The organism is Streptomyces sp. NPDC050418 (assembly GCF_044458745.1).
Lineage (GTDB): Bacteria > Actinomycetota > Actinomycetes > Streptomycetales > Streptomycetaceae > Streptomyces.
This window is the reverse complement of record NZ_JBITIG010000009.1, coordinates 118148-140780: the sequence shown is the minus strand read 5'-3', so window position 1 is coordinate 140780 and position 22633 is coordinate 118148. Positions and strand designations below refer to the sequence as shown.

19 protein-coding genes and 2 pseudogenes are annotated in these 22633 nt (G+C 71.7%); 8 read left to right on the top strand and 13 right to left on the bottom strand.

Annotated features, from left to right (window positions below):
- Positions 1-26 precede the first annotated feature (26 nt).
- Positions 27-740: a PspA/IM30 family protein gene (locus ACIBI4_RS22885; RefSeq protein ID WP_399205839.1), complete on the top strand. Its 714-nt coding sequence runs from the start codon at positions 27-29 to the stop codon at positions 738-740.
- 45 nt (positions 741-785) lie between these two features.
- Here the strand turns inward: ACIBI4_RS22885 and ACIBI4_RS22880 are convergent, their stop codons facing one another.
- The 7 genes and pseudogenes from ACIBI4_RS22880 to ACIBI4_RS22850 all read right to left on the bottom strand — a co-directional run bounded on the left by ACIBI4_RS22880 (position 786) and on the right by ACIBI4_RS22850 (position 8673).
- The gene (locus ACIBI4_RS22880) at positions 786-3374 is read right to left on the bottom strand and encodes a SpoIIE family protein phosphatase (RefSeq protein WP_399205838.1); all 2589 of its coding nucleotides are present in this window, start codon (positions 3372-3374) and stop codon (positions 786-788) included.
- Positions 3375-3601: 227 nt separating this feature from the next.
- Positions 3602-4009, bottom strand: a complete 408-nt coding sequence (locus ACIBI4_RS22875) for an ATP-binding protein (protein WP_399205837.1) — start codon at positions 4007-4009, stop codon at positions 3602-3604.
- Between the two features lie 167 nt (positions 4010-4176).
- On the bottom strand, positions 4177-4575 hold the full coding sequence (locus tag ACIBI4_RS22870; protein WP_399205836.1) for a (deoxy)nucleoside triphosphate pyrophosphohydrolase: 399 nt from the start codon (positions 4573-4575) through the stop codon (positions 4177-4179).
- A 36-nt stretch (positions 4576-4611) separates the two neighbouring features.
- Positions 4612-4818: pseudogene (locus ACIBI4_RS22865) on the bottom strand (SPOR domain-containing protein); the annotation flags it as partial.
- 149 nt (positions 4819-4967) lie between these two features.
- A complete protein-coding gene (locus ACIBI4_RS22860; protein ID WP_399205835.1) occupies positions 4968-6668 on the bottom strand; it encodes a purine-cytosine permease family protein in 1701 nt (566 codons plus the stop codon).
- 192 nt (positions 6669-6860) lie between these two features.
- Entirely contained in the window at positions 6861-7613 is a 753-nt protein-coding gene (locus ACIBI4_RS22855) for a GntR family transcriptional regulator (protein ID WP_399205834.1), read from the bottom strand.
- 94 nt (positions 7614-7707) lie between these two features.
- On the bottom strand, positions 7708-8673 hold the full coding sequence (locus ACIBI4_RS22850) for a septum formation family protein (RefSeq protein ID WP_399205833.1): 966 nt from the start codon (positions 8671-8673) through the stop codon (positions 7708-7710).
- A 166-nt stretch (positions 8674-8839) separates the two neighbouring features.
- On the opposite strand from ACIBI4_RS22850, the gene ACIBI4_RS22845 reads away from it, so the two are divergent.
- From ACIBI4_RS22845 to ACIBI4_RS22835, 3 genes are all read left to right on the top strand, one after another.
- Positions 8840-9418: an RNA polymerase sigma factor gene (locus ACIBI4_RS22845; protein WP_399205832.1), complete on the top strand. Its 579-nt coding sequence runs from the start codon at positions 8840-8842 to the stop codon at positions 9416-9418.
- A complete protein-coding gene (locus ACIBI4_RS22840) occupies positions 9415-10317 on the top strand; it encodes a hypothetical protein (protein WP_399205831.1) in 903 nt (300 codons plus the stop codon). The genes ACIBI4_RS22845 and ACIBI4_RS22840 overlap by 4 nt, the downstream gene beginning before the upstream one ends.
- Before the next feature lie 88 nt (positions 10318-10405).
- A complete protein-coding gene (locus ACIBI4_RS22835; RefSeq protein WP_399205830.1) occupies positions 10406-13105 on the top strand; it encodes a glycosyl hydrolase family 65 protein in 2700 nt (899 codons plus the stop codon).
- Positions 13106-13114: 9 nt separating this feature from the next.
- Here the strand turns inward: ACIBI4_RS22835 and ACIBI4_RS22830 are convergent, their stop codons facing one another.
- Positions 13115-13654 (bottom strand): MarR family winged helix-turn-helix transcriptional regulator, encoded by a 540-nt coding sequence (locus ACIBI4_RS22830; protein ID WP_399205829.1) that lies wholly within the window; start codon positions 13652-13654, stop codon positions 13115-13117.
- A gap of 106 nt (positions 13655-13760) precedes the next feature.
- On the opposite strand from ACIBI4_RS22830, the gene ACIBI4_RS22825 reads away from it, so the two are divergent.
- Both ACIBI4_RS22825 and ACIBI4_RS22820 read left to right on the top strand, forming a co-directional pair.
- Entirely contained in the window at positions 13761-15017 is a 1257-nt protein-coding gene (locus ACIBI4_RS22825) for an MFS transporter (protein ID WP_399205828.1), read from the top strand.
- A gap of 96 nt (positions 15018-15113) precedes the next feature.
- Positions 15114-16498, top strand: a pseudogene (locus tag ACIBI4_RS22820) (VWA domain-containing protein).
- A 41-nt stretch (positions 16499-16539) separates the two neighbouring features.
- Here ACIBI4_RS22820 and ACIBI4_RS22815 read toward each other — a convergent pair.
- Complete coding sequence (locus ACIBI4_RS22815) at positions 16540-17112, bottom strand: ATP-binding protein (protein WP_399205827.1); 573 nt, start codon at positions 17110-17112, stop codon at positions 16540-16542.
- 168 nt (positions 17113-17280) lie between these two features.
- Between ACIBI4_RS22815 and ACIBI4_RS22810 the strand changes: the two genes are divergently transcribed.
- Together ACIBI4_RS22810 and ACIBI4_RS22805 are read left to right on the top strand one after the other, a co-directional pair.
- Positions 17281-17520, top strand: coding sequence for a DUF397 domain-containing protein (locus tag ACIBI4_RS22810; RefSeq protein ID WP_399205826.1), 240 nt, complete (start codon positions 17281-17283; stop codon positions 17518-17520).
- A 116-nt stretch (positions 17521-17636) separates the two neighbouring features.
- A complete protein-coding gene (locus tag ACIBI4_RS22805) occupies positions 17637-18569 on the top strand; it encodes a helix-turn-helix domain-containing protein (protein WP_399205825.1) in 933 nt (310 codons plus the stop codon).
- Positions 18570-18603: 34 nt separating this feature from the next.
- On the opposite strand, the gene ACIBI4_RS22800 is transcribed toward ACIBI4_RS22805, so the two are convergent.
- From ACIBI4_RS22800 to ACIBI4_RS22785, 4 genes are read right to left on the bottom strand one after another with little or no spacing between them, the layout of a single operon-like run.
- Complete coding sequence (locus ACIBI4_RS22800; protein WP_399205824.1) at positions 18604-19023, bottom strand: VOC family protein; 420 nt, start codon at positions 19021-19023, stop codon at positions 18604-18606.
- Between the two features lie 4 nt (positions 19024-19027).
- Positions 19028-19486, bottom strand: coding sequence for a helix-turn-helix transcriptional regulator (locus tag ACIBI4_RS22795; protein ID WP_399206079.1), 459 nt, complete (start codon positions 19484-19486; stop codon positions 19028-19030).
- Positions 19487-19535: 49 nt separating this feature from the next.
- On the bottom strand, positions 19536-20876 hold the full coding sequence (locus tag ACIBI4_RS22790; RefSeq protein ID WP_399205823.1) for an SPFH domain-containing protein: 1341 nt from the start codon (positions 20874-20876) through the stop codon (positions 19536-19538).
- Positions 20873-22468, bottom strand: coding sequence for an SPFH domain-containing protein (locus tag ACIBI4_RS22785; RefSeq protein ID WP_399205822.1), 1596 nt, complete (start codon positions 22466-22468; stop codon positions 20873-20875). The genes ACIBI4_RS22790 and ACIBI4_RS22785 overlap by 4 nt, the downstream gene beginning before the upstream one ends.
- Positions 22469-22633 lie beyond the last annotated feature (165 nt).

Genomic DNA, 22633 nt, shown 5'->3' with positions numbered 1-22633 from the left:
CAACCCACGTTCCGTAGGAGTTCACCATGACCAAGCAGACCATCCTGGGCCGTGTGACCCAGCTCGCGAAGGCCAACATCAACTCGCTGCTCGACCAGGCCGAGGATCCGCAGAAGATGCTCGACCAGCTGATCCGTGACTACACCAACAACATCCGCGAGGCGGAGGAGGCGGTGTCGACCACGATCGGGAATCTGCGGCTCCTCGAGGCGGACCACAAGGAGGACGTGGAGGCCGCCGGCGAGTGGGGCGGCAAGGCGCTCGCGGCCAGCAAGAAGGCCGACCAGCTGCGGTCGGGCGGTGACACGGCCGGCGCCGACAAGTTCGACGCGCTCGCGAAGGTGGCGCTGCAGCGGCAGCTGCAGTCCGAGAACGAGGCGAAGGACGCCGAGCCGACGATCGCGGCCCAGACCGAGGTCGTCGACAAGCTGAAGTCGGGCCTCGACCAGATGAAGGCCAAGCTCAGCGAACTCCAGGCGAAGCGGGACCAGTTGGTGGCCCGGGCCAAGACGGCCGCGGCCCAGAACCAGATGATGGACGCGGCCCAGAACATCGACGTACTCGACCCGACGAGCGAGCTGTCGCGCTTCGAGGACAAGGTGCGGCGCGAGGAGGCGCGGGCGGCGGGGAAGCAGGAGCTGGCGGCGTCGTCGTTGGATGCGCAGTTCGAGCAGCTCGACTCGCTCGGGGATCAGGCCGAGATCGAGGCGCGGCTGGCCGCGATGAAGGCCACGGCGTGAATCCAGGCTTCGCCCGGATGGCCTCGACAGCCGGCCGGGCTGACATCAGAACATGCTCAAAAGGGCGTCCACCGAAGGCTCCGTGGGTGACTCACCGTCCGGCAGCGGGAGTTCGAACCACACCGTTTTGCCGCGTGGGGTGCGGCGGGCGCCCCACGCCGCGCTGAGGAGGCCGACCAGCTGGAGGCCGCGGCCGCCCTCGTCCGTGTCGCGGGCGCGGCGGCGCCGCGGCTGGACGAGGCCCGCGTCCCACACCTCGCAGACCAGGCTGCGGTCCAGGAGGAGCCGGAGGCGTATCTCGCCTTCGCCGTAGCGCAGCGCGTTGGTGACCAGCTCGCTGACCAGGAGTTCCGTCGTGTCGACGAGCGCTTCGAGGTCCCAGGCGGCGAGCTGGGCGCGGGCCAGTTCGCGGGCGCGGCCCACCGAGCGGGCCTCGCGCGGCAGGGTCCAGTCGCCGACCGATTCGGTGGGCAGGCCCTGGACGCGCGCCATGAGCAGGGCGATGTCGTCCTCGCCGTGGTGGGTGTCGAGGGTGCCCAGGACGTGGTCGCAGACGTCCTCCAGGGGGCGGGCGGGGTCGGTGAGCGCGGAGCGGAAGGCGCGCAGGCCCTCGTCGAGGGGGTGGTCGCGGGATTCGACGAGGCCGTCGGTGTAGAGGGCGAGCAGGGAGCCCTCGGGGAGCTGGACCTCGACCTCCTCGAAGGGCTCGCCGCCGACGCCGAGCGGCATGCCCGGCGGTACGTCGAGCATCAGGGCCTCCTCGCCGGGCTCGACGAGGACGGGCGGCAGATGGCCGGCGTTGGCGAAGGTGCAGCGGCGGGTGACCGGGTCGTACACCGCGTACACGCAGGTGGCCAGATACACCTCGGAGGGGTCGACGTCGCGGCCCTGCAGCGCGCGGCGCGTGGACTGCGGGGAGTGCGGGTGCTGGCCCCACGGAGTGGGCGCGCCCAGGCCTCGGGCGATCTCGTCGAGGGCGCTGAGCACCTCGGCCGGTTCGAGGTCGAGGAGGGCCAAGGTGCGGACGGCGGTGCGGAGTTCACCCATCGCGACCGCGGCGCGCAGGCCGCGGCCCATGACGTCGCCGACGACGAGGGCCGTGCGGTGGCCGGGCAGTTCGATCACGTCGAACCAGTCGCCGCCGACCTCGGTGGCCGCGTTGCCCGGAAGGTAGCGGCAGGCGATGTCGAGTCCGGAGGCCTCCGGGTCGCCGGGCGGGAGCAGGGAGCGCTGGAGGATCAGGGCGCGTTCGTGCTCGCGGCGGTAGAGCCGCGCGTTGTCGATGCAGACGGCGGCGCGGGCCGCGAGTTCCACGGCGAGGGTGCGGTCGCGGTCGGAGAAGGGCTCGCTGCCCATCGTGCGCGAGAAGCGGACGAGGCCGACGACGGTGTCGTGCGCGACCATCGGTACGGCGAGCGTGGAGCGGACGAGACCGCCTTCGGTGCGCGGGATGGTGACGGGGCGTGCGGTGCGCAGGGCGTCGGCGCAGGGCGAGTTGAAGGCGTACCGGTGCAGTGCGCCGACGGCGACCGGCTCGCCGCAGTCGTCGAGCGGGACGTCGGAGACCGCGCTGGAGAACGCGACGCGGCGCAGTTCGGCGCTGCCGTCGGCGAGGCTGTGGCTCTGGAGCGTGGCCTCGTCGCCGTCGAGGAGGCCCTGGTAGAGGTCGACGGAGGCGAAGTCGCAGAAGACGGGGACGGTGACGTCGAGGAGTTCGCGGGCGGTGGTCTCCAGGTCCAGCGAGTTCCCGATACGGGAGCCCGCCTCGTTGAGCAGCGCGAGGTTGCGGCGGGACTGGGCGGCCTCGCGGGCGGCCGCGTGGCGGCGGGTGACGTCGGTGCCGAGCCCGGCGACTCCGATGGGGCGGCCCGTGCCGCTGTGCACGCGGTAGAGGTTGATCGACCAGTGCCTGCGGTCCTGCGAACCGGGGGCGGGGCCGACGATCTGCATGTCCGTGACGGACTCGCCGGTCTCCAGGACCCGGCGGAGCGCCGCGGCCATCCGGTCGGCCTCGCCGCGCGGCAGATAGTCGTGGACGGTGCGGCCGCGGTGGTCGTCGGCGGCGCCGCCGAAAACGGACGCGAAGCGTCTGTTGGCGCGCTGCACGCGTAGATCCGTGCCGAACAGCAGGAATCCGAACGGCGATTGGCCGAAAATGGCCTGGGAGGCGGCGAGGTCGGTCTCGATACGGCGCAGGGCGCGGACGTCCACGACGATGCAGACGGCGCCCCGCTCGCCCTGCCCGGTCCCGGTCGGCATGACATAGACCTCGGCGACGCCGTCGAGCGTCCCGTCCTGCGCCATCCGGAAGGGGACGATGCCCGTCCACTCCTTGCCGTCGAGGATCTCGGCGACCCTGCGATGGCCGACGTCGCGCAGGCCGTCGGGGACGAAGGCGTCGATCGGGTCCTTGCCCACGGCCTCGGCGGCGGAGACGTGGAAGAGCTGCTCGGCGCGGAGCGACCACTGGTCGATCCGGCCGTCGGCGCCGAGGGAGAACGAGGCGACCTTGATGTAGTCGTAGATCGAACCGGGCGGACTGGCCTGCCACAGAATGTCGGCCGGGCCGCGTGCCGCTTGCGCACGCTCCACAGGCTGCTCGGGTTCAGGAGCCCCGGCTGGTATCTCGCTCACGCGACCGTCCCCTCCAGCTCGCCGTCATGGACCGGACCTCTCGACGGCTTGCCCGCAGTATCCAGCACTACGGCCGCACGCAACACTGCGTTCACAGCTCCCACGCGATACGGCCGTTTTCAGCCTTGCCCAAAGCCTCGTCCGAAGCTCTTTCGATGGCCGCGCCGCTGGGAGATCGGCTCTAGTTCACCTTCTAACCATGCGGAGGGTCCATCTAACCCCGAGAGCTACGCGGGAAGCGTCAGCTCGAACCAGACCGTCTTGCCCGTGTGCCCCTGCCGGGTGCCCCAGCGGCTGGCCGAGCAGGCGACGAGCTGCAGGCCACGGCCGCCTTCGTCGTCCGGGGTCGCCTGCCGTTCCAGTGGCGGGTCCGGGAGCGGATCGGAGACTTCCGCGCGGAGTACGCCGGGTGTGCCGGAAGGGCGCACGAGACGGACGCCGATCGGGCCCGAGGCGTACCGCAGGGAATTGGTCACGAGCTCGCTGACGAGCAGCACCGTGACATCGCCGAGGGTGCCGAGCCCCCAGTGGGCGAGCTGCTTACGGACGACGGCACGGGCGGTGCGCACGGCGGTGGGGTCGGCGGGAAAGCTCCACTCGGCGCAGTCGCCTTCGGTCTCGATCACGCCGATCACTTCCCGGGCCGGGGGCCGGAACCTCTGTCCGGTTTCTTGGGGTTAATCAGCACATACCCGATATCAAGGGGCGCCTACCGCTTCCCTCGGCGCACTGTGGCACAAACGGCGTAGGGGGTGTGCGTCAGCCGGGGGTGCGCTCCCCGCGCTCCCCGGGCCATGAAACCTCACGGCGCCGGACGTTTCACGGCCTCCCACACCGCCGGACGGTCCTGATCCAGCCAGTCCACGGCGTCCAGTTCGTCGGGGCCGAGCCAGCGCAGCGCGTCGTGGTCCTCCAGCGGGGCGGGCTCGCCGGAGAGGAGTGTGGCCGACCAGACCTGGAGCACGTACGGGGGACGGCCGAGCGGCCACTCCCCCGGGATGCGCTCGACGGGCTCGGCCTCGACGCCGAGCTCCTCGCGCAGTTCGCGGACGAGCGCCTCCTCGGGACGCTCACCCTCCTCGACCTTGCCGCCCGGCAGCTCCCAGCGGCCGGCCAGCTCGGGCGGGGCGCTGCGCCTGGCGGCGAGCATGCGCCCCTCGTGCCACAGCGCGGCACCGACGACCACGATCCGTTCACTCATGCGCCGGAGCCTACGGGTCCGCACGTTCCGCTTGGGTCATCCGGCCTGGCGGTCCAGGCGCTCCACCCAGTAGAGCTGCTTGTGGCCGCGGTCCTCCAGCGTGGCGACGACCTTCTCGGCCTCGGCCCTGGTCGCGTACTTGCCCACGCGGTACCGGTTCCCGTTGTCGTCCTGGCGTATGACATGCCAAGGGAGCGTGGGAGTGCCGTCGTTCATCGCTCGCCCGCCCCTCCGTTTGGCGCGCGCCGCATCGCGCCCTCCCTGGAAACCGCAGTCCGCATATGCCTGAGCCTACGCCCGACCTTCACTCTGCGGAGCGGGTATGGCACAAAGAGGTAGCGAATCGGCCATGCGCGAGGGGGCGCACCCGATGGATGCGCCCCCTTTTGCGGTCAACTCACAGTCGCCGTACGGACCGTGGGAAGCGGCATCAGGACCGGCTCGCCGCTCGGCGCCTTGCGGCAGACGTCGCCGCAGTCGGCGTCGAGGGAGCAGCAGAGCGAGCAGATGGGGCCGTTCCGGACCGGGCAGTCGGCGATGTCCGGCAGCTCGTAAGCCGTTTCGCAGACCGCGCAGTCGTGGGTCGCGGTCTCGTCCTCCACGACGACGTCCGGGCCGTTCACCGGGTTGGGGCGCGCCAGGTAGTACTTGCCCTTCGTGGCCCAGGCGATCAACGGGCAGAGGATCAGGGCGAGTCCGGCGGCGATGAAGGTCGAGAAGGCCTCCGCGTAATCGCCGAAGAGCCCGAAGAAGGCGAGGATCGAGACCGTCGAGGCGACCACCATCGCGCCGAAGCCCGCCGGGTTCACGGCATAGAGGTACGCGCGCTTGAACTCGATGTACTTGGGGCTCCAGCCCATCCGCTTGTTGATCACGAGGTCGGCGGCGACCGCGGTGATCCAGGCGATGCCGACGTTGGAGTAGAAGCCGAGCAGCTTGCCCAGCGCGGCGAACATGTTCATCTCCATCAGCGTCAGCGCGATGACGAGGTTGAGGAAGATGTACCAGACCCGGCCCGGGTGCTTGTGCGTGATGCGCGAGAAGAAGTTCGACCAGCTCAGCGAGCCGCTGTAGGCGTTGGTGACGTTGATCTTGATCTGCGAGACGATCACGAAGACGGCGGCCGCGGGCAGCGCGACCGAGCCGAGCCAGGGCTTGAGCGCCTCGATCTGCGGGGCGATCGGTTCGAGCGCGTGCGTCTTGCCGACGGCTTCCAGGGCGACGAAGGCGAGGAAGGCGCCGCCGAGCTGCTTGGCCGCGCCGATGATGACCCAGCCGGGCCCCGCGGCGAGAACGGCCAGATTCCATCGGCGCTTGTTCGTCGCGGTCTTGGCGGGCATGAAGCGCAAGTAGTCGGCCTGCTCGCCGATCTGGGCGATCAGCGAGAGGGCGACGCCGGTGCCGAGCCCGAAGCCGATCCAGTCGAAGCCGGAGCCCGCGCCCTCGGTGCCGCCGAAGGAGGCGAACGCGCCCCAGGCGTCGGGCGCCTCGAAGGCGAGGACGAGGAACGGCAGGATCATGCCGATGATCCAGACGGGCTGGGTCCAGGCCTGCACCTTGGCGAGCGCGCCCATGCCGCGGAAGACGATCGGGATCACGATCAGTGTCGTGACCAGGTATCCGATCTCCACCGGGAGTCCGACGGCCTGATGCATGGCCTGCGCCATGATCGAGCCTTCGAGCGCGAAGAAGATGAAGGTGAACGAGGCGTAGATGAGCGACGTGAGCGTCGAGCCGAAGTAGCCGAAGCCGGCGCCGCGGGTCACCAGGTCCATGTCCAGGCCGTACTTGGCGCAGGCCCGGGCGATGGGGATGCCGGTGAGGAAGATGATCGCGGCCGCGGTGAGGATCGACGCGAAGCCGCTGGTGAAGCCGTAGGTGAAGACGATCGAGGCGCCGATCGCGAAGTCCGCGAGGTAGGCGATGCCGCCGAGCGCGGTACCCGCGACCATCGACGGCGACCAGCGCCGGAACGAGTGCGGGGCATAGCGCAGCGAGTAGTCCTCGCGGCTCTCGTCGGCCGCGAGCTTGGCGTAACTCCGTTGGGGAGGCGGCGGGTTGACCTCTTCGGTGCGGGCGACCGTGTCCGTCATGCTGGCTCCTTCGCGCTTTCACCGACGGGGCGTGCGGGTTCGGTCGGTGAAAGTAGGAGCCGGACATGACGATCCGTAGCGGTATACCATTAACCGGGTGTTACGCGGCCGGGCGCGCGGTTAACAGCGGGTCACGGCGGCGGACGCGGCACTCCGGGTATCGGTCAGCGGGGGCCGGGTGCCGGGCGGCCGTCACTTCACCGGCAGGTGGTACGCCACGCGGTAGCGGTCCGCCGGGATGACCACGTCGGCCGTCTCGACCGGGCGGCCCGACGCGAAGTACGTCCGCTCGATGACCACGACGACATGGCCGGGCACCCCGCCCAGGAGATGCAGCTCCTCGGCGAGGCCGGGGCGGGCGCCGACCTCCTCCGCGACGTTGTCCACGACGACGTCGATGGCCGCCATCCGCTCGACCACGCCGCAGCCGCCGAGCGGGCCCTCCTCCGGGAGCATCACGGGAGTACGGCCGGTGATCGCCAGCGGTTCGTACGACGTGGAGAGCATCATCGCCTCGCCCGCGTCCCGGAAGACATACGAGGTGCGCATCACGCGGTCGCCGATCTCCAGGGAGAGGCGGCGGGCGATGTCTCCGTCGGCGAGCGCCTGTTCGCTGCGGGACTCCCAGGTGCCGCGCGCGCCGCTCTCGGCCTGCTCCTGGCGGAAGGGCGAGAGGCCGCCGCGGTGCCGGTAGGCCGCGCGCGAGACACGGCGCGGGACGGGCCGCTCGCGCACATAGGTGCCCGAGCCCGAGCGGCCCTCGACGAGGCCCTCGGCCATGAGGACCTTGCGCGCCTCCAGCGCGACCGTGTCGGAGACCCCGTACTCCTCGCGGATGCGGGCCTGGGAGGGGAGCCGGGTGTGCGGCGGCAGCGTGCCGCTCACGATCTGCTTGCGCAGATCGTCCGCTACGCGCAAATACGCGGGCTGCTCACCGAACGTCACTGGCCACTCCCATCAGGTTGACAGACAGCAACAGCCTGGCAACCGTGGGTTGTTGACCGCAACCAGAGGCCAAAGAATCACTCGAAGTGATGACTTACACGTCGGCGCCCTCGCCGGGCGCGGGATCGGCACCCGGGTCCTCGGTTCCGGAGCCGCCGTCCGTCCCTCCGTCGGTGCCCGCGTCCGTACCGCCGTCGGAACCGCCGTCCGAGCCCTTCGCGTTCCGTAGCGAGCCGGTGGTCTTTCCGCCGTCCTCCTTGCCGAGGATGCAGGTGACCTCGCGGTCGCCGAGGTTCCAGCTCTGGGACGTGGGGGCGTAGAAGAAGATGAAGGTGTCCTCGGGGGTGGCGTCGATGTCGCCGACGTAGTCCTCGACGAGCGCGCCGCACTTCTCGTTGGCGAGATCGTCGATCCTGGACTGGCCCGGGTACTCGTCGTGGTCGAGGTCGAAGGAGCCGAAGGCCTCGCCGTCGTGCGGCTCGGCGCAGGGCACCACGTCGAGCTCGTACGTCAGGCCTTCGAGCTCACCGCCGGGTGCGTTGAAGCACTCCCCCTTGTCGGGCGAGGCGATCTGCTCCTGCTGCGCGTCCTTCATACCGTCCCGGAAGTCGTCCCAGAACTCGCCGGCGCCGCCGGTGACGACGAAGACGGCGGTCAGGGCGAGGGTCACGGAATTCACGATGATGCCCGAGAGCGCGAGCCCGCGGCCGCCCTGCCCGGTCCGCTTCGTCTGCCGCAGGGCGACGATGCCGAAGATCAGACCGAGCGGCAGGAAGCAGAGGAGGCAGGTGACGAGCGCGGCGACGGCGAAGCCGTTGGTCTTCTGCGCGACGGGCAGGGGCTGCCAGCCGTTGCCGTAGCCCGGGTACTGGCCGTAGGGCGCCTGGGCCTGCTGGCCGTAGGGGTCCTGCGGGTTCTGGACGTACGGTGGCGGTGCCTGCTGACCGTACGGGGCCTGCTGACCGTAGGGCTGCTGCGGGACCTGGCCGTACGGTGCGGGCTGCGGGGTCTGGGGCGGCGGGCCATACGGGTTGTCCTGGGGCGGCGGGGGTATGGCCACGGGTTCCGGTCTCCTCGGCATCGACGTTCGCGACCGAATCGTACGGCCTTGCGAGGCGTGGCAGCGCGGGCCGTCGTGCTCCGGGCGGCGAGGGCGCGAACGCTCGGTGCGCCCGCCGCCAAGTACCGGGTGAGACCGCCGACCGGCGGTCACGAGGGAGGGTTCCGTGAGGAAACACGGGGACCGCGGCGCGGACGAGGACGCGCTGGTGCGCTCCGGCCGGCGGCCGGAGGCCTTCGCACCGCTCGTGGAGCGGCACGCGGTCGCACTGCACGGCTACTTCGCCCGCCGTGCACCCGGCGCCGCGGACGATCTGCTCGCCGAGCTGTGGCTGCAGGCGTACGCGACACGGCGGGGCTTCGACCCCGAGCGCGGCACAGCGCGTGCGTGGCTGTTCGGGGTGGCGCGGAACGTGCTGTCGGGGCACTGGCGGCGGCTCGCACAGGAGCGCCCGATGGCCCTGGCCGGTGACACGGAGACGGTGGACTGGGCCGCGGTGGACGCCCGGCTCGACGCGTCCGCGCTCGCGCCCGAGCTGCGCCGGGTGATCGGCGAACTGCCCTCCGAGGAGCGGGAGCTGCTGCTCCTGGTCGCCTGGGAGGAGCTGTCGCCCACGGAGGCGGCCGCGGTGGTCGGCATCCCAGCGGGCACCGCACGCTCACGGCTGCACCGGGCCCGCGCCCGGCTGCGCGGCCACACGGCGCTCACGCCCTCACGGAACGGTCTGGCAGGAGGAACGGCATGAACGAGCGGGACGAGATCCTTGATTTCCCGGGGGCACAGGACCTGATGGCGGCGGGACGGGTCGAGCCGCCGTCGGCTGCGGTGCTCGCGGCGGCCCGGCCCGCGATGCTCTCCGACGAGGGGGCGGGCGCGGTGCCCGACGCCGTGGTCGTACCACTGCGCCCGAAGCGGCGCAGGCGGCTCCTGGTCGCCGCGGCGGCGGTCGCCGTGCTCGCGGCGGGCGGGGTGGCGGTGCCGGCGATCGGGTTCGGCGAGGGGGCGCCGCCCGCCACGGCGGCGGCCGCGGACTTCCTGCACCGCGTGGCCGACAACGCGGCGGACGGGTCCGTGTCCTCGGCGCCGTACTGGAAGTACGCGGTCGAGGTCGACAACCCGGACGACGGGCTGCGCCGGTCGACCGAGTACTACGACCGGGCGAGCGCGGTCTGGCTGGCCGGGGCGGACGGTCCCGAGAAGGCCGGGGACAAGCCGAAGGTCTGGCCGGTAGGTGACGGTCTGATGACCCGGGCCCAGCTCAACGGGCTGCCCTCCGATCCCGACGCGCTGCGCGAGCGGCTCGGTGACCAGGCCGTCCTCCAGTCGGTCGACCTGCTCTCCTCGGCCCCGCTCGGGCCCGAGCTGCGGGGGGCGCTGTTCGACGTGCTCGCCGGAGCCGACGGCGTGCGGCTGATCGGTCCGGCCGAGGACAGCAAGGGCCGCGAGGGCACGGCGGTGGAGTTCACGCTGCCCGGCGGGAGTTACGAGGCGGACGGCACGAAGCACGAGCTGCCGCCGCGTACCGAGCGCGTCGTGATCGACGAGCGCAGCGGGAAGGTCCTGGAGTCCGTGGGCCGGACCGACGGCAAGCAGACGGACCGCGTGACGGTCCTGGAGTCGGGACCGTCGGACAAGGTGGGCTGACAGGGGGCGGGTGCGGGGTTCGGCCGACGGGCCGAACCCCGCGCGCCGCACCCCCGTGCCGGACCGCCCGCTTCCTAGGGTCGGCTGCGTGAGCACCCCACGCAGTCGCCGCGTCCGTCGTACCCGCGCCGCCGCTCTTCGTCATGGCACCGTCGCGGCGGTGCTCGCGCTGCTCGGCGGGGCCGTGAGTGCGGCCGCGGCGGACGGTCGCGTACCGGCTCGCGTACCGCAGGCGCGGCCCTGGCCCGTCGATCCGGCCGACCGCACCGCGCCCGGCGGGAGGTGTGCGCCCTCGCCGGGGTGGACGCCCTCGTCCACGGACCCGGCGAAGACCGGCCCCGCGCACGCGTACGTCGGCAACGGGGCGCTCGGCGTGCGGGTGCCGCCGCGCGGTCACGGGTACGCGGTGTCCGACGCGAAGACCGGCTGGCCGCTGTTCACGCCGCGCTACGACGGGGCGTTCGCAGCCGGGCTGTACGCCGTCGACAGTAAGTCCGGGCGGCAGGCGCTCGCCGCGCTGCCCACCTGGACCACCCTCGACTTCCTCGCCGGCGACGAGGCCTACGGCTCCGGGGGCACCACCTCCGCGTACCGCCAGACGCTCTTCCTGCGCTGCGGATTCGTCCGGACGGAGCTCACCTGGACCGCGTCCGACGGCCGCCGCACCGATCTCGTCTACGACGTGCTCACCGACCGCAACGCCCCGCAAAACGGCGCGGTACGGCTGAAGATCACCCCGCGCTGGAACGGCACCGCGACCGTCGTCGACCGGATCGACGGCCGGGGCGCGCGCCGTCTCGCGCACGAGGGCGGCGGGCCGAGCGGACGGGCCACGGTCGACGTGGCGTTCCGCGCGGAGGGGACCGGGACGCGGGGTGCGGTGGCGTCGACGCTGCGGGCCCCCGGACGGATCCGGCAGACGGCCGCCGCGAAGAAGCTGGGCAACGCGCAGTCCGCGCGCTTTCGCGTGCGGTCCGGCAAGAGCTACGAGGTCGTGAAGTTCGTCGGGGTCGGCGGCGAGAAGACGACCGCCACGTCGCGCAAGGCCGCGATCCGCTCCTCGCAGCACGCGGCGCTGCGCGGCTGGCCCGCGCTGTTCGCCGCGCACACCTCGGCCTGGCGCACCCTGTGGTCGTCGCGGATCGAGGTGCCGGGCCGCGAGGATCTGCAGCTGTGGACGCGTTCGGCGCAGTACGGCCTGTACGCGGCCCTGCGCCGCGGCGGCCGCGACAGCATCGCGCCGACCGGCCTGACCAGCGACAACTATGCGGGGCTCATCTTCTGGGACGCCGAGACCTGGATGTTTCCGCCCCTGCTCGCGCTGCGCCCCGAACTCGCCCGCCCCGTCCTGGACTACCGCTACCTCACGCGCGACGGCGCCCGCGACAACGCCCGGCGGCTCGGCTACAAGGGCCTGTTCTTCCCGTGGACCAGCGGCACCGACGGCAAGCTCTGGCCGGAGTGCCACAGTTGGCGCCCGCCGCACTGCCTGACGCAGGTCCATCTGCAGTCCGACATCGCGCTCGCGGCCTGGCAGTACTGGCTGGCGACCGGCGACCGCGCCTGGCTGAAGGAGCGGGGCGCACCGCTGCTGCGCGGCATCGCGGAGTTCTGGGCCGACAAGGCGGAGCGCAACGAGGACGGTTCGTACTCGGTCCGCGACACCGCGGGACCCGACGAGTACAGCAACGGCGTGGACGACGCGGTGTTCACCAACGCGGGCGCGGCGACCGCTCTGCGCCACGCCGCCGAGGCCGTCGAACTCCTCGGCGGGCGGCCCGATCCCGCCTGGCGCCGGATCGCGGACGGGCTGCGGATCCCGTACGACGCACGCCGGAAGATCTTCTGGCAGTACGAGGGCTTCGAGAAGCTGAAGAACCCGCGGATCAAGCAGGCGGACACCGTGCTGCTGATGTACCCGCTGGAGTGGCCGATGCCGTCCGGCGCCGCGGCCGCGACGCTCGACCACTATGCGGCGCTCACCGACCCCGACGGACCGGCGATGACCGACTCGGTGCACGCGGTCGCCGCGGCCGCGACCGGTGAGCCCGGCTGCTCCTCGTACACCTATCTGCAGCGCGCCATCCGGCCGTTCGTACGCGGCCCGTTCGCGCTCTTCTCGGAGGCGCGCGGCGAGAAGGCCGGCGCGCACGATCCGCTCGCGGGCTCCCCCGCGCAGGACTTCCTCACGGGCAAGGGCGGCTTCCTGCAGACCTTCACACACGGTCTGACGGGGCTGAGGCTGCGGTCCGACGCGCTGCGGCTCGATCCGGTCCTGCCGCCTCAACTCGGCGAGGGCGTCCGGCTGTACGGGATGAGCTGGCGCGGGCGTACGTATGACGTGAGCGTGGGCCCGCGCGAGACCACCGTGCGGCTGACCAGCGGGAAGCCGTTCACGGTCGAGTCGCCCGAAGGGTCGTTCACCGTCGAGCCGGGACGCCCGGCGGTCCTCGGGACCCGCCGCCCCGACCTCGCCCCGGGCGGTTCGCTCGCTCGCTGCCGCCCCGTGACGGCCACGTCCGAGGAGCCCGGTCTGTACGCGGCGGCCGCGGTGGACGGGAGCGCGGCGACGGCGTGGCGGCCGGAGCGTGCGGGGGCCTCGCTGACCGTGGATCTGGGGCGGGCGCGGACGGTGAACTCCGTGGACGCGGACGGGAGTCACCGCGTGGAGACATCCGTGGACCGCAAGCGGTGGGTGCCGTTCAACGAGGGCGGGTCCGTGCGGTGGGTGCGGATCGTGCAGACGGGGGCGGAGCCCGAACCGGTCGCCGAGGTCACCGTGGAGTGAGCCGGGCGGTCAGCCGATGCTGGTGTCGCCGAGGGATACGAGGAGCTTGCGGAGTCCGTCCGCGAGCTGCCCGGTCTCGTCGCGGCCGAGGACGCCGAGGACGCGGGCCTGGTGGGCGAGGTGCTCCTTGATGACCTTGCTCGTGAGTTCTTGGCCGCGCTCGGTCAGCCGGATCTTCACCGCGCGCCGGTCGCCGGTGTCCCGGACGCGCTCGACGAGGCCCTTGGCCTCCATACGGTCGATGCGGTTGGTGATGGCGCCGGAGGTGACCATGGCGGCCTTGCGGAAGGCGCCCGCGGTCAGTTCGTACGGGGGGCCGGAGCGCTGCAGTGTGGTGAGGACGTCGAACTCGCCGACCTCCAGGCCGTGTTCGACCAGGAAGGACTTGATCTCCTTCTCCATGATCCAGCCGAGCCGCTGCAGCCGGCCGGTGACCTGGACGGGCCAGAGGGCCTCGGTCAGGTCGGGGCGTTCGGCTTCCCACTGACCGATGATCGCGTCGACCGCGTCGACCGCCTCGTCCGTTCCTCCGCCGGTCTCTCCGCTCACCATTGCCTCCCAGCCCAGAAATCTCTCAACGTTGAAACAGTTGACGCTGAACGATACCTGATGCTTTTATCTCAACGTTGAAATAGTCAATGTTGAGGGGGTCGTCATGGCTGTCCAGTCCGTCACCCGGTCCACCGCCCGGTCGCGCACCGGGGCCGATCCGGCACTCAAGGCGTCCGGCGAGCGTCAAGTCCCGGCCCTGCTCCTGGCGTTGCTCGCCGCGCCGATCGCCGCCGGGGCCAACGCGCCGGTCCTGATCCTGCCCGCGACGGCGGGTTCGCTCGGGGTGTCCACCGCCTCCGTCGCCTGGATCGTCACCGCCTTCGCCTGGGCGATGGCCGTCGGCACACCGCTCTTCGCGGGGCTGCTGCGCTCGCGCGGGGTGACGACGACACTGCGGGTGAGCGCCGCGTTCGTCGTCGCGGGCAGTGCGCTGGTGGCGTTCGCGCCGGGGCTCGCCGCGCTGCTCGCGGGCCGGGCGGGACAGGCGCTCGGCGGGGCCGGGTTCGTGGCGGTCGCGATGAGTCTGGCGGCCGGGTCCGCGCGCCGGATGGGCGTGATCACCTCCGGGTTCGGGGTGCTCGCGGCCTCCGGACCGCTGCTCGGCTCGGTGCTCGCCGACGCCGCCTCCTGGCGCGTGGCGCTGCTGATCTCGGCGGCGGCCCTGGTCGCGGTGCCGGTGGTGGCGCGGCGGGCGGCCGACACTCCGGTCGCCGCCGCGCGGGGCGCCTTCGACGTACGGGGAGCGGGCGCCGTGGTCGCGCTCGCCACCTCGCTCGTGCTGCTGCCGCAGACCGGCGCCGCGCTGCCCGTGGTGCTCGCCGCCGTCGTCGCGGCCGGGCTGCTCGTGGTGCATGTGCGGCGGCGGCCCGAGGGTCTGGTGCCCGCCGCGGTGGTCCGCTCGCCGCGCTTCATCGGTGCCTCGCTGACCGCGCTGGCCGTCTCCACCTCGTACTTCACGCTGCTCTTCGCCCTGCCGCGGCTGATCACCGACCGGGCCGGGTGGACCCAGAGCGCCATCGGTGTCGGGCAGCTGGCCGCGCTGCTCGCCGGGTCCGCGCTGTCCTGGGCGCTCGCGGCGGCCTCGCTGCGGATGGGGCCGCGTGCGGTGTACGCGGTGATCCTGACGCTCGGTGTCACGGCCCCGCTCATCGCCGCGTACGCGTCTTCGGCGCTGCTCCTCCTGGTGGCCGCGACCGTCGGGGTCTTCGCCGCGACGGGCAGCAGCGCGGTGCTCTCGGTGTACTCGGGGCAGCGGGTGCCCCAGGCCCAACGGCCGTCCGCGATCGGCCTGTTCATGCTCGCGTACCAGCTGGGCGGGGCGTTCGGACCGGCGATCGCGGCGGTGCTCGTGCTGGGGTGACGCCTGCGGTACGGGCGGCCTCCGGCCGGTGACCGGGCCCTTGGGCTCTGGTTGCCGGCCGCAGGCGTGGGCAGACTGGGGCGGGTGACCACTCCCTTGCGCAAAGGCGCCAACGTCCCCGTCCACGCCGCCGCAGTCCGCGCCGTGCTCAGCCGGGCCGAGCGGCCGGGCAGTCCGGACGCGGATGTCTCCGCGCTGCTGCTCACCGGGGCCGGGAAGGTGCGCGACGATCTCGACTTCGTCTTCTACAACCAGCCCGAGCACGCGTCGGGCGCCGTGCGGTACCTGGGCACCTCGCGGGAACCGGGCGTCGTGGCGAACGCCGTCGAGGTCCGGCTGACCGCGCTGGAGCCGGGGATCGAGCGTGTGGTCCTCACGGCGTCGTCCGACGGCGACACCTTCGGCCAGCTCGGGCCTCTCACCCTCAGGTTGCTCGACGCCGGTACGGGCGCGGAACTCGCGCGCTTCGAGACGGAGGCGGGCGACGAGACGGCGTTCATCGGCGGGGAGCTGTATCTGCGGGCCGGGCAGTGGAAGTTCCGGGCGGTGGGTCAGGGGTACGCGTCGGGGCTCGCGGGGCTGGCGACGGACTTCGGGATCACGGTGGATGAGGAGGATGCGGCGGGGGCGACCGGCGCCGCGGGTGCGGGGCCCGGCTTCGGTCCGGCGCCTTTGCCCACGCCCCCAGCCGCCCCCACCGGAGCCGCACCCCCGCCCCGTATGACCAAGGGCGAGGAGAATCTCCCGTCGACATGCGCAAGCGCCTCAGTCTGCGCAAGGAGAAGGTGGCCGTCAGTCTCGCCAAGCACGGGGCCACCGGGGTGCGGGCCCGGGTGATCCTCGTGCTCGACGCGTCCGGTTCGATGTCGGCGCTGTACCAGCGCGGCACGGTCGCCGGTGTCGTGGAGCGGATGGCCGCGGTCGCCGCGCAGCTCGACGACGACGGGGCGATGCAGGCGTGGACCTTCGCCTCGAACCCCGCCCGCCTGCCGGACCTGTGGCTGGGCGAGCTGCCGGGCTGGCTCTCCCTGCACGTACGCGTCGGCGAGATCAGCCTGTTCCGGCCGAAGAAGCGCAAGAAGGGGCTCACCGACGAGCAGGTCGACATGCGGCTCGTCGGCATCCAGAACGAGGAGCAGAAGGTGATCGCCGAGGTCCGCTCGTACGTCCGCGCGCACCCCACGCCCGATCCGACCTTCGTCCTGTTCTTCTCGGACGGCGGTGTCTACCGCAACGCGGAGATCGAGGCGCAGCTGCGCGAGGCCGTCGAGGAGCCGGTGTTCTGGCAGTTCGTGGGGCTTGGACGGGCGAAGTACGGCGTCCTCGAACGTTTCGACACACTGCCGGGCCGGCGCGTGGACAACGTGGGCTTCTTCGCCGTCGACGACATCGACAAGATCTCGGACGAGGAGCTCTACGACCGGCTGCTCTCCGAGTTCCCGCTGTGGATCAAGGCGGCGCGGACGGCCGGGATCCTCTGAGGCGGGCAGGGTTCAGAGCAGTCCGCTGAAGGGGCCAGGGTCTAGAGCAGTCCGCGCACACCCGGCGGCCGTTCCGCCGTCACCAGGTGTGGGCGCGGGCTGCCCGTGAACAGCTCCGCGAGGAGCAGGAGGCGCCGGGTCAGGGCGGGCGAAGGGGCGCTGCCCGTCGGCGAGAGCGCGGACCAGACCGCCTTGCCCCACGGGCCGGGCTCCGTCCAGCCCCAGGCGTCGCTCGCCGCGGCGACCAGGTGCAGGCCGTGGCCCTGCCCCTTGCGCGGGAGGCCCGTGCCCGGATCGAAGACGGCGCAGAGAAGGTCGGGGCCCTCGCTGAGGAGCGTGATGACGAGCGGGTGGGGAAAGGGTTCTGCGCGAGGGTCGGCGGTGGCGTCCGCCAGTCCGTGCTCCAGGGCGTTCGCGACCAGCTCACCGGCCGCGGTGTGCACCCGCGGCGAGAGCGCGGTGCGGCGCAGGCGGATCAGGGTGGAGTCCACGAAGGCCCAGGCCGTCTTCTCCGCCGTGAAGTCCGCGGCGAGCGACAGGGTGGCCGTGTCGTCGGCGCTCCCCACCCCCTCCGGCAGCAGCGGTTCCGCCGGGCGGCGCGCCGCAGTGGTCACCTGAACTCCCTTGTCCGAAAAGGGCCCTTGGTCAAGGGGCCGTGCGCACATGGTGCGGCGTCACCCGCGCCACTGCAAGCACATCGGCAAGAACACCTGCAACGACGTCTGCACTTACGCTTGCACTTACAGATGCACGTACACGTATCGCTCCGGGGGAGAGTCCGTATGCGTTCAGGGCACCACGAAAACGGCATGTCCGCGGCCGCGTTGCACGGGGTGACCTGGCGCAAGAGCGGGCGTTCGAACGCGAACGGCGAATGCGTGGAGCTCGCGGAGCTCCCCGACGGCGCCATCGCCGTCCGCAACTCCCGCTTCCCCGAGGGCCCGGCCCTCGTCTACACGCGCGCGGAGATCGCCGCGTTCGTCGCCGGCGCGAAGGACGGCGACTTCGACGACCTCGCGTAGGCCGCTAACTACCTTGTGTGCAGCGGAAGTTCCATTGGCCCGGAAAGCTGTACACGTCACGCGCGCCGGTGCGACACTGAGCCGCCAGAAGGCCTACAGCGGGGAGCGGATGGGGCATGACGGGCTCTCGGGCAGAGGGTGCAGCGGCTGCGTCCGGACCGACGGGGACACCTCACCGGGCGGCACCCGCTCAGCGGCACGGCGGTCCCACGGTCCTGCGTATCGTCCTCGGCACACAGTTGCGCCGGCTGCGCGAGGCGAGCGGTGTCACGCGCGAGGAGGCCGGTGACGCGATCAGGGCCTCGCACGCGAAGATCAGCCGCGTCGAGCTGGGCCGGGTCGCGCAGAAGGAGCGGGACGTAGCGGATCTGCTGACACTCTACGGGGTCACCGACCCCGAGGAGCGCGCGGAGTACCTGGAGCTGGCGCGACGGGTCGGCACGCCCGGCTGGTGGCAGAAGTACAGCGATGTCATGCCGAGCTGGCTGGAGACGATCCTCGGTCTGGAGGAGGCGGCCTCCGTCATCCGCAGCTACCAGGTGCAGTTCGTGCCGGGGCTGCTGCAGACCGCCGATTACGCGCGGGCCGTCTGCAGCCTCGGCGAGGCGCGCGGTTCGGTGCGCGAGATAGAGCGCAAGGTCGAACTGCGGCTGCGCAGGCAGCAGTTGCTCACCCGGCCCGAGGCGCCCAAGCTCTGGTTCGTGGTGGACGAGGCGGCGCTGCGCCGCCCGATGGGCGGCAGCCTCACGATGCGGACGCAGCTGCGGCGGCTGATCGAGGTCGCCCAGCTCCCCCATGTCACCCTGCAGATCGCACCGTTCGGCGCGGGCGGGCTCGCGGCGGCGGGCGGACCCATCACCATCCTGCGCTTCGACGAGCCCGACCTGCCCGACATCGTCTATCTGGAACAGCTCACGAGCGCGCTGTACCTCGACAAACGGGCCGACGTCGAGAACTACATGATGGTGATGGACCAGGTCAGCGCGGCCGCCTCGGGCACGGAGAGCAGCGTGCGGTTCCTTGAGGAGCTGCTCGACTCGTACTACTGAGGCGAGTGTCCGCCTCCTGAGGCCAGGGTCCGCCTCAGGCCGCCTTGGGGCGCTGGGCGAACCGGAGGAGGTTGCCGGCCGGGTCGCGGAAGGCGCAGTCGCGTACGCCGTACGGCATGTCCATCGGCTCCTGGATGACCTCGGCGCCCGAGGCCGCGAGCTTCTCGAACGTGGCGTCGCAGTCCTCGGTCGAGAAGATCACGCCGCGCAGCATGCCCTTGGCCATCAGCTCGGCCATGGCCTGGCGGTCGTCGGGCGAGGCGTTGGGGTCGGCGAGCGGCGGTTCGAGGACCACCTCCACGTCGGGCTGCGTGGGCGAGGAGAGCGTCACCCAGCGCATGCCCTCGAAGCCGACGTCGTTCTGCACTTCGAGACCGAGGGCGTCGCGGTAGAAGGCGAGTGCCTTGTCGTGGTCGTCGACGGCGATGAAGCACTGCTTCAGTTTGATGTCCATGGCTTCACGGTACGGCCGGGCCCGGACGGTCCGCTTCTTCATTCGTGACCGATGCGGGCCGGTCCGGCTTGGCGTTGCGCAGCGGCCGGGAATAGATCATCGCGACGCACGCCGGGATCCCGGAGACCTCGTCGTGGTCCCGCGCCCGGTACGCGCTCGGCGACTCCCCCACCAGCTCCGTGAAGCGGGTGCTGAACGAACCGAGCGAGGTACATCCCACGGCGAAGCACACGTCGGTGACCGACATGTCCCCGCGCCGCAGGAGCGCCTTCGCGCGTTCGATCCGGCGCGTCATCAGATAGCTGTACGGGGTCTCGCCGAAGGCGGAGCGGAAGCTGCGCGAGAAGTGGCCCGCGGACATGTGCGCATGGCGCGCGAGCCGCTCGACGTCCAGCGGCTCGGCATAGTCGCGGTCCATCAGATCGCGGGCCCGCCGCAGCCGCTTCAGGTCGTCGAGCGGCACCTTTCCCGTCACAAGGGACAGGATGGCACGCAGGACCTCTCAGGCCGGCCTAGTCGTCCGCTTCCCCGTCCCCGTCGAAGTACTCGCGCAGCGCCTGCACCTCGCCGCGTGCCTGCGGCAGGGCGGAGACCCTCGGCAGGAGCTGGGCCGCGAGGAGGGTCGAGAGGGCCGAGGTGTCGGTGCCGCCGCCCCCGTCCGTGCGGACGACCACCGGCTGCGGTGCCTTCGTGGCCAGTTCCGCGCCCACTTCGAGGCGGCGGCGGGCCAGTTCGTACTGCAGGATCGCGCGGTTGTCTCGGTACGCCTTCGCGAGGGCCTGCTGGGCGCGGGCCTCGTTCTGCGCGGAGATCAGGCCGCTGCGGCCGCGGGTCTCGATCTCGAAGCGGACGCGCTGCGCGTTGGTCTCCTGCTGCTCCAGGAGCTGGGCGACCTGCTCGCGCGCCTTGTTGAGGGCCGCCTTGACCTCGACGATGCGGGCGTCCCGCACCTTCTTGGCGCGCTCGATGTCCATGCCGAGGCTGTCGATCCGGCGCTTGCGGGTCAGGCCCCACTCCTGCTCGTACGCCGTGCGCTCCTTGGCCACCCGCTCGCGCGTGGCGAGGTGCTGCTGGTACTGGGTGGGGAGCTGGACGTCCGGGATGTTGCTGCCGGTGATGCGTACGCCGTAGCGGTCGAGCTGGCGGTTGAGGAGCTGCTGCATGTCGGCGACGTCCGAGCCGCGCAGGTCGTAGGCGCGCTCGGTGCTGATGATGCGGGCGCGCTGACGGATGGCGTCCTGGACGGCGCTGGAGAGCACGAGGTCGAAGTTGCCCGCGCCGATGGTCCGGACGAAGAGCACCGCGTCGGTGATGCGGAACTTGAGGAAGAACTCGATGGACCGCAGCGGGACGTTCTCGCGGGTCGGGCAGGCCATCACCGGTGCGGAGTACGGGATCTCGGTGGCCGTGTCGACCACGAAGTCCACGCGGGACCAGGGGTGCCACAGGTAGTGACGGCCGGCGTCGAGGGTGCGGGTGACGGCTCCGTAGCGGGTCAGGACGCCGTTGGTGCCCTGCTCGATCTCGACGATCGAGGAGCGCCACCACCAGAGCATGCCGATCACGAGGAACAGTCCGCCGGCCGCGTACGAGAGGGTGCCGAGCGCCCCGTACGCGACATCTTCGATGCCGTCGGAACCGGCCTCCCGCAGCGTCAGCATCACGGCGGTGAGCAGCGTGAACACGCCGAGCCAGAGCGGCAGCATCCACCACAGGCGGCGGGTGGAGCGCGGGATGATGACGGGGATCAGGGTGCCGGACTCGCCGCCGCCGCGCAGGAGCTGGGCGACGCGGCCCCAGGGGGCGACGGCCTCGGAGATCACCGAGCGTCGGTGGGTACGGGTGGTGCTCATGCCTCGTCCTCCTCGGTGAGCTCGGCGACTTCCCTCGCCGCGGGGACCGTCGGCCGCTCGGCCGCGAGCAGCCGCTCGATCTCCTCCTGGCGTGCGGCGATGCGCACGGCGACCTCGTCGAGCCGGGCCCGTACGGCCGCCATGTCGGTCTCGGTGAACAGCTCGTCGCCGTGCTCGCCCACCAGCTCCCGCGCAAGGCGCAGGAAGTCGACCCCGGCGGCGCCGTCGGCGTCCGCGCCGCCGATGCGGACCAGGTGCGGCAGATGGTCGGCCACCTGCTCCAGGGTGTCGAGGATCTGCTGCTGGTAGCGGTACTCGAGGATCTCCGGCGCCTCCGCGGCCGTCACCGCACGGATGTCGAGCGCCTGCGCTTCGAGCAGTGCCGCGTTCGCCTTCGCCTCCGACTCGGCCTGTACGTACCGCTGGTGGGCCAGGGCCTGGGCGCGGTTCGTCTCGCGCTCGACGGCCGTGTCCATCTGCGCCTGGTACTGGGCGATGTCGGCCTGGATCGCGGAGAGCGTCTCGTGGCTGCTCGCCAGCTCCTTGCTGAGGTCGCCCTCGTCCTGCTCCTTGCGGAGCATGAGCGCGTACTCGTGCGTGTAGGCCTCCTTGGCCATCCGCACCATCTCGGGTGCGGCCAGGTCCATGCGGTACGCCTGGTCGGAGGGTTCGGCGTGCGTGATGTTGGCGTTGGTCAGCTCGACGGCCGGGCGGAACTGCTGGTTGAGCTGTTCCAGGAGGCGGCCGGTGTCCTCGCCGACCATGTCGTAGATCCCGGCGGCCTCCTGCTCGTAGATGAGGCTGCGGATGGTCTCGCTGACCGCGTTGCCGAGCTTCTCCTCGAAGCCGCGGACGGCGCCGAGGGTGTAGACGAACTCGGTGGGGTCGCTGATCCGGAACTGGATGAACAGGTCGATCGAGGCCTTCACGCCGCCCTTGGTGGGGGCTTCGCGCACGGGCGCGTTGAAGGGGTACTCGCGGGTCGTGTTCACGATGTACGAGACGCGCTTCCACGGGCTGATCAGCGTGACGCGGCCGGGGCCGACCACCTTCTCCAGCTTGCCGAAGCGGGTGATCAGGGCGTGGCAGCCGTCCGGCACCATCACCATGCCCTGGCGCCACCACACGAAGGCGACGGCGGCGAGCGCGATCACCCAGTAGTGCAGGCCGAACAGCGGGTTGGTGAGCGGCGCGTCGTCCGTGGCGGACACGATCACCGTGCCCACGACGCCGATGACGAGCAGCAGGAGCACCGGCAGCATGCTGATGAAGGAGCGGCCCTTGGGCAGCACCATCGGGCAGATGACGTGGACCTTCTCGCCGTCCTCGCGGCTCTGTTCGCTGCGGTTGAGCGCCTCGCCGGCCTCGTCGAGCGAGACCGACTTCTGCACCATGACCGTGGCGAGACCGCCCTGTTCGCGGGCGGCCGGGAAGTCGGCGGGGTCCATGCCTTCTTCCTGCGGCTCGTACGACTCCCCCGTACCGCCGCCGACCCGGCGCCGGATCTCCTCCTCGGCCAGCTGCCGCGGATCGGCCCCCGCGGCCACCGCGGACACGGCCCTCCGTACGCTCTGCGCCCTTGTGCGCGCCACCTGATCGCCCCCTCGTCCCCGTTGTTGCGTGCTTGCTGCGACGTCAGCGCGGCCCTCCGCGGTTGCCCGGCAGGCGTCGTCGCTGCGTACGCCGCCATCCTGTCAAGAACGCGTAAAGAGGCGCATTGCCGCAGCCCGGCAGTCTTCGCGGCGGGCGGGTGCCGG

Bases quoted from the DNA above. Each gene is read 5' to 3' on its own strand.
- ACIBI4_RS22885 (WP_399205839.1), top strand. From the start codon at position 27: ATGACCAAGCAGACCATCCTGGGCCGTGTGACCCAGCTCGCGAAGGCC.
- ACIBI4_RS22870 (WP_399205836.1), bottom strand. From the start codon at position 4,575: ATGAGTGAACGGATCGTGGTCGTCGGTGCCGCGCTGTGGCACGAGGGG.
- ACIBI4_RS22860 (WP_399205835.1), bottom strand. From the start codon at position 6,668: ATGACGGACACGGTCGCCCGCACCGAAGAGGTCAACCCGCCGCCTCCC.
- ACIBI4_RS22840 (WP_399205831.1), top strand. From the start codon at position 9,415: ATGAACGAGCGGGACGAGATCCTTGATTTCCCGGGGGCACAGGACCTG.
- ACIBI4_RS22825 (WP_399205828.1), top strand. From the start codon at position 13,761: ATGGCTGTCCAGTCCGTCACCCGGTCCACCGCCCGGTCGCGCACCGGG.
- ACIBI4_RS22810 (WP_399205826.1), top strand. From the start codon at position 17,281: ATGCGTTCAGGGCACCACGAAAACGGCATGTCCGCGGCCGCGTTGCAC.
- ACIBI4_RS22805 (WP_399205825.1), top strand. From the start codon at position 17,637: ATGACGGGCTCTCGGGCAGAGGGTGCAGCGGCTGCGTCCGGACCGACG.
- ACIBI4_RS22800 (WP_399205824.1), bottom strand. From the start codon at position 19,023: ATGGACATCAAACTGAAGCAGTGCTTCATCGCCGTCGACGACCACGAC.
- ACIBI4_RS22790 (WP_399205823.1), bottom strand. From the start codon at position 20,876: ATGAGCACCACCCGTACCCACCGACGCTCGGTGATCTCCGAGGCCGTC.